This window comes from Pseudomonas sp. Marseille-Q0931 (assembly GCF_940789645.1).
Taxonomy (GTDB): domain Bacteria; phylum Pseudomonadota; class Gammaproteobacteria; order Pseudomonadales; family Pseudomonadaceae; genus Aquipseudomonas.
The window spans coordinates 396,377-409,708 of the sequence record NZ_CALNWT010000003.1 but is presented as its reverse complement, the minus strand read 5'-3'; the positions used below and the strand labels follow the sequence as shown (position 1 = coordinate 409,708).

At 65.1% G+C, this 13,332-nt stretch carries 10 protein-coding genes; 1 reads left to right on the top strand and 9 read right to left on the bottom strand.

Annotated features, from left to right (window positions below):
* Positions 1 to 543 carry an isochorismatase family protein gene (locus P3C50_RS10855; RefSeq protein ID WP_275546004.1) on the top strand — a complete coding sequence of 181 codons (543 nt, stop codon included), beginning with the start codon at positions 1 to 3 and terminating at the stop codon, positions 541 to 543.
* Positions 544 to 1,047: 504 nt separating this feature from the next.
* Here P3C50_RS10855 and rlmF read toward each other — a convergent pair.
* The 9 genes from rlmF to P3C50_RS10810 all read right to left on the bottom strand — a co-directional run bounded on the left by rlmF (position 1,048) and on the right by P3C50_RS10810 (position 13,215).
* A complete protein-coding gene (gene rlmF, locus P3C50_RS10850) occupies positions 1,048 to 2,046 on the bottom strand; it encodes a 23S rRNA (adenine(1618)-N(6))-methyltransferase RlmF (protein WP_275546003.1) in 999 nt (332 codons plus the stop codon).
* A gap of 145 nt (positions 2,047 to 2,191) precedes the next feature.
* Positions 2,192 to 4,021, bottom strand: a complete 1,830-nt coding sequence (locus P3C50_RS10845; RefSeq protein WP_275546058.1) for an SLC13 family permease — start codon at positions 4,019 to 4,021, stop codon at positions 2,192 to 2,194.
* Between the two features lie 263 nt (positions 4,022 to 4,284).
* A complete protein-coding gene (locus tag P3C50_RS10840; protein ID WP_275546002.1) occupies positions 4,285 to 4,581 on the bottom strand; it encodes a winged helix-turn-helix domain-containing protein in 297 nt (98 codons plus the stop codon).
* 36 nt (positions 4,582 to 4,617) lie between these two features.
* Positions 4,618 to 5,994, bottom strand: coding sequence for a sodium:proton antiporter NhaD (gene nhaD, locus P3C50_RS10835; protein ID WP_275546001.1), 1,377 nt, complete (start codon positions 5,992 to 5,994; stop codon positions 4,618 to 4,620).
* A gap of 144 nt (positions 5,995 to 6,138) precedes the next feature.
* Positions 6,139 to 7,572 carry a Na+/H+ antiporter NhaC gene (nhaC, locus tag P3C50_RS10830; RefSeq protein ID WP_275546000.1) on the bottom strand — a complete coding sequence of 478 codons (1,434 nt, stop codon included), beginning with the start codon at positions 7,570 to 7,572 and terminating at the stop codon, positions 6,139 to 6,141.
* 137 nt (positions 7,573 to 7,709) lie between these two features.
* Positions 7,710 to 10,541 carry a valine--tRNA ligase gene (locus P3C50_RS10825; protein ID WP_275545999.1) on the bottom strand — a complete coding sequence of 944 codons (2,832 nt, stop codon included), beginning with the start codon at positions 10,539 to 10,541 and terminating at the stop codon, positions 7,710 to 7,712.
* Between the two features lie 138 nt (positions 10,542 to 10,679).
* Positions 10,680 to 11,120, bottom strand: coding sequence for a DNA polymerase III subunit chi (locus P3C50_RS10820; protein WP_275545998.1), 441 nt, complete (start codon positions 11,118 to 11,120; stop codon positions 10,680 to 10,682).
* A gap of 61 nt (positions 11,121 to 11,181) precedes the next feature.
* Positions 11,182 to 11,601 (bottom strand): DNA polymerase III subunit chi, encoded by a 420-nt coding sequence (locus tag P3C50_RS10815; protein ID WP_275545997.1) that lies wholly within the window; start codon positions 11,599 to 11,601, stop codon positions 11,182 to 11,184.
* A gap of 126 nt (positions 11,602 to 11,727) precedes the next feature.
* Positions 11,728 to 13,215: a leucyl aminopeptidase gene (locus P3C50_RS10810; protein WP_275545996.1), complete on the bottom strand. Its 1,488-nt coding sequence runs from the start codon at positions 13,213 to 13,215 to the stop codon at positions 11,728 to 11,730.
* Between the last annotated feature and the right edge of the window lie 117 nt (positions 13,216 to 13,332).

The following is a 13,332-nucleotide window of genomic DNA, read 5'->3' as shown; positions in this document are numbered from 1 at the left end:
ATGCTGATGCGAGCGAAGGATTCCACCCTACTGGTGATCGACCTGCAGGAGCGGCTGCTGCCGGCCATCGACGGCGGCGCGGCGGTGGTCGAGCAGGCCGCCTGGCTGGTTCAGGTGGCGCAGCGCCTGCAGGTGCCGGTGATCACCACCGAGCAGTATCCCAAGGGGCTGGGGATGACCGAGGCGGGCCTGCGGGCGCTGCTGCCGAGCGAGGGGTTGCGCGAGAAGATTCATTTCTCGGCGACCAGGGGCGCCGGGCTGTTCGATCTGCCGGGCGGCGAGCGTCGGCAGTTCATCGTTTGTGGCACGGAAACCCATGTCTGTGTGTTGCAGACGGTACTCGGCCTGCTGGCGGCCGGGCGCGAGGTGTTCGTGGTGGACGAGGCCGTCGGCTCGCGCCGGCCGCGCGACAAGGCCCTGGGCCTGGCGCGCATGGAGCGTGCCGGCGCTGTAATCGTCTCGCGTGAGATGGTCGCCTTCGAATGGCTGGAGCAGGCGGGCACGGAAGTGTTTCGTGAGGTCAGCAAGGGTTTTATTCGCTGAGCGGGCGCGGCATTTCGCGGCTGAAGCCGCTCCTACGGAACCGTAGCCCGGATGCAAGCCGGAAATCTCGGGCGGCTGGCCCCGGATTGCATCCGGGCTACGAGGGTCAACTGTCGTGAGAGGCGCTTTAGCGGCGATGGTTTGTCGCGGCTAAAGCCCCTCCCACGGTTTGCGGCGGGTTTCTGGGCGGGGCATTTCACGGCTGAAGTCGCTTCTACGGAACCGCAGCCTGAATGCAATTCGAGGATCTCGAGCGGCAGGCCCCGGATTGCATCCGGGCTACGAGGTCAACTGTCGTGGGAGGCGCTTTAGCGACGATGGTTTGTCGCGGCTAAAGCCCCTCCCACAGTTTGCGGCTGGTTTCTGGGCGAGGCATTTCGCGGCTGAAGCCGCTCCTACAGAACAACGCTGTAGGGCGGACTCAGGCGCGTAGGTGAACAGTTCGCCATTGGCGCTTGCAGAGCGTTCCCGGATTGCATCCGGTCTACGCGCACTGTGGGCGTTTCAGGCGCCTGCCTGTCGCCAGGCACTGCGCTGCTCGGCACCCTTGAAGGTCCAGGCCACCAGGCGGCTCTGCTTTTGTCCCTGGGACATGCCGAGGATGCGCACCTCGGCCGCGCCGGCCCTGGCCAGCCAACCCTGCAGCAGCTCGACGTTGCTGCCTTTGGACACCAGGCTGCTGAACCACAACACCTGCGCGGCTACCTGCGCGCTTTCGCTGGCCATGCGCTTGAGGAAGGCGGCCTCGCCACCTGGGCACCACAGCTCGGCCGCCTGGCCGCCGAAGTTGAGCACCGGCAGCTTGCGCCTGGGGTCGAGCTTGCCGAGGTTGCGCCACTTGCGCGTGCTGCCGCGGGTCGCCTCGTCGGCACTGGAGTGGAAGGGCGGGTTGCACAGGGTCAGGTCGAAGCGTTCATCGGCTTGCAGCAGTCCGAGGAAGATATGTTCGGCATTGGCCTGCTGACGCAACTCGACGCCGCCGGCCAGTTGCGGGTTGGCCGCGACGATGGCGCGCGCCGAGGCCAGCGCGGCCGGGGCGATATCGGCGCCGACGAAACGCCAGCCGTATTCGCAATGGCCGATCAGTGGGTAGATGCAGTTGGCACCGACGCCGATATCCAGCGCGCGGATGTCGGCACCCCGCGGTATCTGCCCGCCCTGCTCGCTGGCCAGCAGATCGGCGAGGTTGTGCAGATAGTCGGCACGGCCGGGAATCGGTGGGCACAGGTAGCCATCGGGAATGTCCCAGTGGCGAATACCGTAGTACTGCGCCAGCAGCGCGCGGTTGAACACCTTGACCGCCGCCGGGTTGGCGAAGTCGATGCTCGGCTTGCCGTATGGGTTGGTAATGACGAACTGGCCCAGCTCGGGGCTTGCCTTGATCAATGCAGGGAAGTCGTAGCGCCCCTGATGGCGATTGCGCGGATGCAGCTCGCCCTTGGCTGGCGCGGTTTTCACGGCGGCGGGGGCGGGTTTGCGTGGGCGTTTCGGCGGCTGGGGCATGGCGATGGTCTGGCGAGTCGGGTGCGGATTTTCCCACAGCCTGGCGCGGTGTGGGAGCGGACTTGTCCGCGAATGGATGCGACAGCCAAGCTTCGCGGCCAAGGCCGCTCCCACAGGGGGCGGGTGTTTTCCTCAGCGTCTTGGGCTACAACGGAAAGATCAGCGGCACCAGCAGTACGCTGACGATCATCACCAGCAGGGTGAAGGGTACGCCGATACGCACGAAGTCGCCGAAGCGGTACTGGCCGGGGCCGAGCACCAGGGTGTTCACCGGCGAGGAGATCGGCGTCATGAACGCTGCCGACGCCGCCAGCGCCACGGTCATGGCGAAGGGCAGCGGCGAGGCCCCTAGCGCCTGCGCAGTGGCGATGGCCACCGGGGCCATCAGCACCGCCGTGGCGGTGTTGGAGATGAACAGGCCGATCACCGCGGTCAGCGCGAACAGGCTGGCCAGGATCAGGTGCGGTCCCGCACCGCCCAGGCCACCCACCAGGCCCTGCACGGCCAGTTCGACGCCGCCGGTCTGCTGCAGCGCCTGGGCGAAGGGCAGCATGCCGACGATGAGGATCAGCGTTGGCCAGTGAATCGCGCGGTAGGCGCTGTCCAGGTCGATGCAGCGAAACGCGCCCATCAACAGGCAGGCGATCAGCGCGGCCTGCACATTGGGCACCAGGCCGCTGACCATCAGGCCCACCATCACCGCCAGGCTGAGCAGCGCGTAGGGCGCCTTGCGCGCGGCAGGTGCCACCTCGGCTACTTCCGCCGGCAGGCTGAGCACCAGAAAGTCGCGGTTCAGCCCCTGCAAACGGTGTATATCGCGCCAGGCGCCGGCTACCAGCAGGGTGTCGGAGGCTTTGAGTTTCTCATCCACCAGCACGCCTTCCAGCGCCTGCCCCTGGCGGCGCAGGCCGACCACGTTGAGCTTGTGCCGCGAGCGGAAGCCCAGTTCCTGGATGGTCTTGCCGGGGAGTTGCGACTCCGGCGGCAGTGCCACTTCGGCCAGGCCCAGTTCATGGGCGTGCAGGCTGAAATAGGAATGCGGCAGCGGCATGGGCTCCAGGCCCAGCGCCTGGTAGCTGCCGAGCAGGCCGATGGTGGGGCTGGCGATATCCACCAGCAGCACGTCGCCCGGCTCCAGTAGGGTATTGCCACTGGCCATCAGCAACAGGGTGCGCAGGCGCTGGCGACGCTCGATGGCGATGACGTTGATGCCGTGATCACGGCGCAGCTGCAGCTCGTTGAGAATCTGCCTGGCCAGGGGCGAGTCGGCGCGTACCTGCAGGCGCCGCTCACGCTCGCTCAGGCGATAGCGCTCGGCGAGGTCGGCCAGGGTCAGGCGCGGCGGCTCGGCGTTGCCGTCGGCGTCATTGCGCACCAGCCAGCGCCGGGCGACCAGCATGTAGCCGACACCGAGCACCAGCACGGCCAAGCCGATGGGGGTGAAGGTGAAGAAGTCGAAGCCATCCAGGCCGGCGCGGCGCAGTTCGGCGTGTACCACCAGGTTCGGCGGCGTGGCGACCAGCGTGAGCATGCCGCTGATCAGCCCGGCGAAGGCCAATGGCATCATCAGCCGGCCCGGGGCGATGCGCAGGCGTGCGGCGACGCCGAGCACCACCGGAATGAAGATCGCCACCACGCCGGTGGAACTCATCACCGAACCCAGCCCTGCTACTGCCAGCATCAGCAGAATCAGCAGGCGCGTCTCGCTGCTGCCAGCTTTGGCCACCAACCAGTCGCCCAGGCGGTAGGCGATACCCGTGCGCACCAGGCCATCGCCGATGATGAACAGCGCGGCGATGAGGATGACGTTGGAATCGCTGAAACCGGCCAGGGTCTGCTGCAGGTCGAGCACACCGGTCAGCGGCAGGGCGACCAGCACCAGCAGGGCGACCACGTCCATGCGCGGCTTGCCGATGATGAAGAGGGTGACGGCGCCGGCCAGCAGGCCGAGCACCCAGAGCAGGTCCGGATTCATCGCATATCCCATGAAGGGCGCCTCTAAAAACTACCTGCGTTGTCATCACTGCGTTAAAAACAAGCTCGTGCGCGAGTCCGATCAAAATGCTCATTTACAGCTCGTAAAGTCGAGCGCGACTCCGACCGTTTTTCGCTTGCTTGACTCGCTGGCGCTCGCTCTTCGGGCCAGCCTTCGGCTGTTACTCCCGCTGGTCGTTGCGCCTTGTGCTGACTGCCTCGCCTACGTTTTTAGAAGCGCCCTGAAGTAAAGGCGCGATTATCTCAGGGATAACCCAGCGTCGCCTTGATCTGTTGCAGGTTGGCGGCGATCCAGCGCTTGTCGATCGGCCCCCAGTCTTGAATCCGGTAATGACCGGCATTGTTGCGCTCGCCCTGGTTCTGCGCGAACTGGCAGTCGATATCCAGTTCGGCCAGCGCCGCGAGGGTGTCCTGCGCGGTGCGCCGCGGCATGCCGGTGGCCTCCATCAACGCGGGCACGCTGACGGCCTGGCCGCTGTCGATCAGCCAGGCCACGTAGAGGCGACGGTAGAAACTGGTGCGGGTCTTGCTCGTCTGCATGGTGACTTCCTGTTCGTGTCCGGGCGCCGCCGCGGGTCAGGCGGCGAACAGCAGTATGTAGGTGCCGGCACCGGCCAGGTAGCCGAGAAGGGCCAGGCCGGTGATCTTCTTCAGATACCAGATGAAGTTGATCTTCTCCATACCCATGGCTGCCACACCGGCGGCCGAACCGATGATCAGGCAGCTGCCACCGGTGCCGGCGCAGTAGGCGAGCATTTCCCAGAAGTTGCCGTCGACCACGAAGTTGCGCAGCCAGGGCAGTTCTTCCGCGGCAGCGGTGGCCAGGGTTTCGGGGCTGATCAGCGGGTACATCTTCATGGCGCCGGCGACCATCGGCACGTTGTCCACCACGGCCGACAGCAGTCCGATGGAAATGGCGATGCTGTAAACGTTGCCCAGGCTGTCCTTGAGCAGCGTCGCCACCTGGATCAGGTGGCCGGCGCTGGACAGCGCCGAGACCGCCAGCAGGATGCCGAGGAAGAACAGCACGCTGGTGATGTCGATACGGCGCAGCACGCCGACCACCGACAGCGGGTCCTTCTCTTCGCTGTTCTTGCTGCGGTGGATGATCTCGGTGGTGATCCACAGCAGGCTGAGGCCGAAAAGGATGCCCATGTACGGCGGCAGATGGGTGAGGGTCTTGAATACCGGCACGAAGATCAGCGCACCCAGACCGAGGCCGAACACCAGGTTGCGTTCGAAGGGCGTGGTCGGGTCGCGGCGGCTCTCGGCGCTTTCCTTGATGCGCGGCTCGGCCACGTCGCCTTTGAGGCGGAAGCTCATGACCAGCAGCGGCACCAGCAGGCAGACCAGACTGGGCAGGAACAGCTCGATGATGATACCGGTGGCGGTGACCTGATTACCGATCCACAGCATGGTGGTGGTGACGTCGCCAATTGGCGACCAGGCGCCGCCGGCGTTGGCGGCGACGACCACGATGCCGGCGTAGAACCAGCGCTCGTGGCGGTCGGCGATCAGCTTGCGCAGTAGCGAGATCATCACGATGGTAGTGGCCAGGTTGTCCAGCGCGGCGGAGAGGAAGAAGGTGATCAGCCCCACCAGCCACAGCAGGTGCACGCGCTTGTGAGTGCGGATGCGGTCGGTGATGACCTTGAAACCTTCATGGGCGTCGATCAGCTCGACGATGGTCATCGCGCCCATGAGGAAGAACAGAATCTCGGAAATCTCGCCGAGATGATGGCGCAGCTCTTCGACCACATGATGGGTGTTGGTGCTGGCCCCGGCAGTGCCGGTACCGAGCAGCGGCAGGATGCTGTCGGCGCCGAGCACCAGCAGTGTCCAGGCGATCACGGCGGTGAGCAGGGCGGAGGCTGCCTTGTCGATCTTTAACGGGTGTTCGAGGGCGATGCAGAGGTAACCGAGGACGAATACGAGGGCCATCAACGCATACATGAAGGGGTCCGCCTGTTTTCTTTTGGAGGTATTGGAGGTCGGTAGGCGGGGGGAAGATGCCTGAAATACCTTGTAAAAGGAAACGACTTAATGCCGCAGCTGCGCAGCGAGGGCGATCCATGCCGCTCGCGCGCAGCGGTACGGCTACTGTGCGGCAGCGCTGCTGCGTGGTGGCAGCAGGTAGGCGAGGGCGATGGCCAGCACCGGCATGATCAGGTTGAAGAAGCAGTACGGCAGGTAGCTCAGGGTGGCCACGCCGAGGGTGGCGGCCATGTAGGCGCCGCAGGTGTTCCAGGGCACCAGCACCGAGGTCAGGGTGCCGCCGTCTTCTAGGGCGCGGGACAGGCTGGTAGCCGGCAGGCCGCGCTTCTCATACTCGGCGCGGTACATACGGCCCGGCAGCACCAGGGCGATGTACTGATCGGCGGTGATGATGTTGGTGCCGATGGTGGTGGTGATGGTGCTGACGACCAGGCCGCTGTCGCTGCGAACCAGGCGCAGCGCGCTCTGCAACAGGCGTTGCAGCAGGCCGAGGCGCTCCAGCACGCCGCCGAAGCACATGGCGCAGATGATCAGCCACACGGTGGTGAGCATGCTGCCCATGCCGCCCTTGGATAGCAGACCATCGAGTTCGGCGTTGCCGCTGGCCGACTCGTAGCCGGCGAACAGCGCGCTCCATACGGTTTTCAGTGGGGCCAGTGCACCGGCGGCAGGGTCGCTCAGGCGCGCCATCACTTCAGGCTGGAACACCACGGCGAACACTGCACCGAGCAGGGCGGCAAGAAACACCGCCGGGAAGGCGGCCCACTGGCGCACCGCGAGCAGCAACAGGAAGGCCACTGGCAGCAGCAGGTGCCAGCCCAGGCGGAACTGTGCTTCCAGGGCTCTCAACACCTCGGCGATGCGCCCGGTGTCATGGTTGGCGCTGGCCTGCTGGCCGAGGGTGAAGAAGATCACCAAGGCGATCAGCAGCGCCGGCACGGTGGTGCGCAGCATGTTGCGGATATGCGCGAACAGGTCGGCGCCGGCAGCGGCCGGCGCCAGGTTGGTGGTGTCCGATAGTGGCGACAGCTTGTCGCCGAAGTAGGCGCCGGAAATGATCGCGCCGGCGGTGATCGCCGGGTCCAGCCCCAGGCCTGCTGCCACGCCCATCAGACCGATGCCGAGAGTGCCGGCCACCGTCCACGAGCTGCCGATCGACAGCGCGGTGAGCGCGCAGATCAGGCAACTGGTGAGGTAGAAGTACTCGGCGCTGATCAGCTTCAGGCCCAGCCAGATCATGGTCGGCACGGTACCGGCGAGAATCCAGGTACCGATCAGTGCGCCGACCGCCAGCAGAATCAGGTTGGCCTTCATCGCCATATGAATACCAGCGAGTATGCCTTCTTCGATCTCGGCCCAGCGCAGGCCGTTCTTCAGTCCGACCAGGCCTGCGACGAAGGCCGCGCTCATCAGGGCGATCTGGTTCGGGCCGCTGGAGGAGCCATCACCGAACAAGTAGACGGACAGGCTGAGGAGCACGACGAGCACGCCAATCGGCAGCAGCGCGTCGAGCAGGGAAGGGGAGCGGGGTGTCATTGGGGGTACCGGAAAATCAGATGAACCGTGGGGGGCTTCAGCCGCGACTTTGCGGTTGAAGCTCGCGACTGAAGCCCCTCCCACAAAAAACAAACCCGCGCCGGTTAGGGCGCGGGCCTGTGGGTGTCGCGGGAGGATCAGAGTGCAGCGATCTTGCCGCGCTGCTCGACCATCTTGGCCAGGGCCTGCTCGGCCTCGGCCAGTTTGGCGCGTTCCTTTTCCAGCACTTCGGCGGGCGCCTTGGCGACGAAGCCTTCGTTGGCGAGCTTACCGCCGACGCGTTTGACCTCACCGTCGAGGCGGGCGATTTCCTTGTCCAGGCGCGCCAGTTCGGCGTCCTTGTCGATCAGCCCGGCCATCGGCACCAGCACTTCCATCTCGCCGACCAGGGTGGTGGCGGACATTGGCGCTTCTTCACCGGCAGCCAGCACACGTACCGATTCCAGCTTGGCCAGCTTGTTCAGCAGCGGCTCGAAGTCGGCCAGGCGGCGTTGATCTTCGGCACTGGCGTTGGCAACGATGATGTCGATGCGCTTGGCCATGGAGATTTTCATCTCGCCACGAATCTGGCGTACGCCGAGCATCAATTGCTTGACCCACTCGATGTCCCCTTCGGCGGCGGCGTCGATGCGGCTTTCATTGGCCACCGGCCACGGCTGCAGCATCAGGGTCTCGCCCTGCACGCCGGCCTGGCCCTTGATGCGCTGCCAGATTTCTTCGGTGATGAAGGGCATGAACGGGTGAGCCAGGCGCAGAATCACCTCCAGCACGCGCACCAGGGTGCGGCGGGTGCCGCGCTGGCGCTCGATGGGCGCGTTCTCGTCCCACAGCAACGGCTTGACCAGCTCCAGGTACCAGGCGCAGTACTGGTCCCAGACGAACTCGTAGAGCGCCTGGGTGGCCAGGTCGAAGCGGAAGGCATCGAGCTGGCGGGTGACTTCGGCTTCGGTGCGTTGCAGCTGGCTGATGATCCAGCGGTCCACCGAGGACAGCTCAACCTCTTCACCGTTAATGCCGGTGTCCTGGCCATCGGTGTTCTCGATGACGAAGTTGGCGGCGTTCCACAGCTTGTTGCAGAAGTTGCGATAGCCCTCGACGCGGCCCATGTCGAACTTCACGTCGCGGCCGGTGGTGGCCAGCGAGCAGAAGGTGAAGCGCAGGGCATCGGTGCCATAGCTGGCGATGCCTTCGGGGAACTCCGCCTTGGTCTGCTTGGCGATCTTCTCGGCCAGCTTGGGCTGCATCATGCCGCTGGTGCGTTTTTCCAGCAGTTCGTCGAGGGTGATGCCGTCGACGATATCCAGCGGGTCGAGCACGTTGCCCTTGGACTTAGACATCTTCTGCCCCTGGCCGTCGCGTACCAGGCCGTGCACGTAGACGGTCTTGAACGGAATCTGCCCGGTCAGGTGAGTCGACAGCATGATCATCCGCGCGACCCAGAAGAAGATGATGTCGAAGCCGGTGACCAGCACGTCGGTCGGGTGGAAAGTCTTGAGGAAGTCGGTCTGCTGCGGCCAGCCGAGGGTGGAGAAAGTCCACAGGCCGGAGCTGAACCAGGTGTCCAGCACGTCTTCGTCCTGGCGCAGGGCGGCATCACCGAGATTGTGCTTGGCGCGTACTTCCGCTTCGTCACGGCCGACGTAGACGTTGCCGGATTCGTCGTACCAGGCCGGGATGCGGTGGCCCCACCACAGCTGACGGCTGATGCACCAGTCCTGGATGTCGCGCATCCAGCTGAAGTACATGTTCTCGTACTGCTTGGGCACGAATTGGATTTCGCCGCTCTCGACCACAGCGATGGCTTTTTCCGCCAGCGGCTTGGTGGAAACGTACCACTGGTCGGTCAGCCACGGCTCGATCACGGTGCCGGAGCGGTCGCCCTTCGGCACTTTCAGCGCGTGATCCTCGATCTTCTCCAGCAGGCCGGCAGTGTCGAACGCAGCGACGATCTGCTTGCGCGCCTCGAAACGATCCAGGCCGGCGAACTGCTCGGGGATGTTGGCCTCGATCTGCTCGTTGACGCTGCCGTCGAGGTTGAACACCTGGGCGCTGGCCAGCACGGCGGCATTCTTGTCGAAGATGTTGATCAGCGGCAGGTTGTGGCGCTTGCCAACTTCGTAGTCGTTGAAGTCGTGCGCCGGGGTGATCTTCACGCAACCGGTGCCGAACTCGGGATCGCAGTAATCGTCGGCGATGATCGGGATGCGGCGGCCCAGCAGCGGCAGTTCGACGTAGCTGCCGATCAGCGCCTTGTAGCGCTCGTCTTCCGGATGCACGGCCACGGCGCTGTCGCCGAGCATGGTTTCCGGGCGGGTGGTGGCGACGATCAGGTAGTCGTTGCCTTCGGCGGTTTTCTTGCCGTCGGCCAGCGGATAACGCAGGTTCCACAGCGAGCCTTTCTCGTCGTGGTTTTCCACCTCCAGGTCGGAGATGGCGGTGTGGAACTTGGTGTCCCAGTTTACCAGGCGCTTGCCGCGGTAGATCAGGCCGTCTTCATGCAGACGGACGAAGGCTTCCTTCACCGCCCCGGACAGGCCGTCGTCCATGGTGAAGCGCTCGCGCGACCAGTCCACAGAGGAGCCGAGGCGACGGATCTGGCGGGTGATGGTGCCGCCGGACTGGTTCTTCCATTCCCAGACTTTCTCCAGGAATTTCTCGCGGCCCAGGTCGTGACGACCGATACCCTGCGCTGCCAGCTGGCGCTCCACCACCATTTGCGTGGCGATGCCGGCGTGGTCGGTGCCCGGCTGCCACAGGGTGTTGCGGCCCTGCATGCGGCGGAAGCGGATCAGCGCATCCATGATCGCGTTGTTGAAGCCGTGACCCATGTGCAGGCTGCCGGTGACGTTCGGCGGCGGGATCATGATGGTATACGGCTCACCATGACCTTGCGGGGCGAAGTAGTCGTTCTGCTCCCAGGTCTGGTACCAGTTGGATTCGATGGCGTGCGGCTGGTAGGTCTTGTCCATGCGCGGCGGGACCCTTGTGACGGCTGATCGGAAAAGCCGACAAGTATAACGGGGATGGGCCTTGTGGCGTAAGGGCTGCGCGTCAGAGGGCAGTGGCGCGGCGCTGGGGGCAGGGCGCGCCGCCTGGGTTGAGACGTGTCAGGGTTTGCGCGGCGGCAACAGGCGCGGCAGTCGGGCTTCCAGGCGACGTTTGAGTTCGGCCTCGATCTGCGGCACGAAGTCGTCGATCACGTCCTGCAGGATCAGTTGCGCGGCTGCGCGCAGCTCGCCATTGAGGTGCTGCAACTCGCGGGCGCTGTCGTGCAGGCGCGGCTCGATGCGTTCACGCAATGGGCTCGCGGGCGGAGGCTCGGCAGATGCTGGCGCCGGCGCGCTCGGCTTGGGCGCCGGCGCGGCGTGGAAGGGCGGCGGTGGGCCGGGCGGCGCGCTGACGATATCGGACAGCACCGGGATGCTGTCCGGATCGAGTGAGTCGATCAGCAGCGGTGGCTCGGATCTGTCGTCACCCAGCAGCTCGCGAATCGACTCCAGGTCGTGCAGCAGTTGAGCAGGTTTTTGCGGAGGCTTGGGCGTGTCCATGGCGGTCGGTGCGGCGGGCTAAAAGGGCAGAAGTAGCCTGAATTGTGAGCGCCGACGGCCACTAAAGTTCGACGCGCTGCGGATCATACCCGCGCTGGCGGTAGGTGCGGAAATTCTCGCGACAGGCGCTGAGCAATTCGGGTTGCTGGTTGACGATCTCGATGATGCGGGAAAAGCGCTCGACGTGCGGCGACAGGCTGCTGCCGAGGTTGATCAGCACGCCTTGGTCGGCACTCGGCACTTCATCGATACCCAGTACCACGGGCGACAGCGGCGCGTCCTGATGCAGGTCGTGGGGTACGAAGCGCTCGGCCTTGAAACTCCACAGCAGCTCGTTGAGTTCAGCGCATTGCGCCTCGTCGCTACCTCGGACGAACACCGGCAGGCCAGCGCCCCAGGCCTTGAGCGCCAACTGGCAGGCGGCGCGCAGACGGCCCGCGGCGTCGCTGGAGGATAGAACGTAGAACTCGATTCTGGGCATCAGGGGCTTCGACGATAAAAAGCGAATGGCGGTGAAGTGCATTGTGTAGGAGCGGATTTATCCGCGATAACTCGCGAATTATCGCGGCTGAAGCCGCTCCTACACAGGCGTGGCCGGGCTGCGGCGTCAGGCCTTGGCGCGGTCCAGCAGATACTGGGTCAGCATCGGTACCGGACGACCGGTGCCGCCCTTGTCCTTGCCGCCACTGATCCAGGCGGTGCCGGCAATGTCCAGGTGCGCCCAGTGGAAGTTCTTGGCGAAGCGCGACAGGAAGCAGCCGGCGGTGATGGTGCCGGCCTTCGGCCCGCCGATGTTGGCGATGTCGGCGAAGGGGCTGTCCAACTGCTCCTGATATTCGTCATGCAGCGGCAGCTGCCAGGCGCGGTCGTCGGCGGTGTCGCCGGCCTTGAGGATCTGCTTGATCAGCGTGTCGTTGTTGCCCATCAGGCCGGAGACGTTGCTGCCCAGGGCGACGATGCAGGCACCGGTGAGGGTGGCCACGTCGATCACTGCCTGCGGCTTGAAGCGCTCGGCGTAGGTCAGCGTATCGCACAGCACCAGACGGCCCTCGGCGTCGGTGTTGAGGATCTCCACGGTCTGCCCGCTCATGGTGGTGACGATGTCGCCAGGGCGAGTAGCGCGGCCGCTGGGCATGTTCTCGGCGCAGGCCAGCAGGCACACCAGGTTGATCGGCAGTTGCAGCTCGAGCACGGCCTTGAGCGTGCCGAACACGCTGGCGGCGCCGCACATGTCGTACTTCATCTCGTCCATGCCGGCGGCAGGTTTGATGCTGATACCGCCGGTGTCGAAGGTGATGCCCTTGCCGACCAGGGCGAAGGGCTTCTCGTCCTTCTTGCCGCCCTGATAGTGCATGACGATCATCCGCGGCGGCTGCTCGCTGCCCTGGGCCACGGCGAGGAAGGCACCGGCGCCGAGCTCCTTGAGCTTCTTCTCGTCAAGGATTTCGACCTTGAGGTTCTTGTGCACCTTGCCCAGAGCCTTGGCCTCTTCGGCCAGGTAGCTGGGGTGGCAGAGGTTCGGCGGCAGGTTGCCCAAGTCCTTGGTGAAGGCGACGCCGGTGGCGATGGCGCGGGCATGCTGCAGGGCGCGTTCGGCGTCGGCCTGTTCGGCCTTGTCGACGACCAGGGTGATCTTCTTGAGCGCGCGCGGCTCGGCCTTTTGGCTCTTGAACTGCTCGAACAGGTAGGTGCCGTCGGCCAGGGTCTCGACGATCAGGCGGGTCTTGCCGTAAGTATCACGGCCCTTGACCTTGAGCTCGCCAAGGGCGAGCAGCGCGTCGCTGCCGCCCAGGCCCTTGAGCACGCCATGCACGCCTGCAACCAACTTGCGCAGTTGGCGGTCGGATAGATCGCCCTTGCCGCAGCCCACCAGCAGCACGCGTTCGGCCTTGAGTCCCGGCAGGCTGTGCAGCAGCAGGGTCTGGCCCGGCTTGCCGGCGATATCGCCACGCTTGAGCACGGCGGAGAGGGCGCCGTTGCTGGCCTGGTCGACGGCCTTGGCGGCATCACCAAGCTTGCGGCCTTCGCCGATGGCGACCACCAGGGTCGCGGTTTTCAGGGTTTCCGCACGGGTACTTTTGACGAGGAATTCCATAGTGAGCTGTCCCCAAGACAAAGAGTCGGGTTTGACGGATAATGGCCGCCATTTTTCGAGGGTCCACCCTGCGGTGGGCCGGCAAGTAGGTGCGGCTAGTTTGAGCGTTCGCGCCTG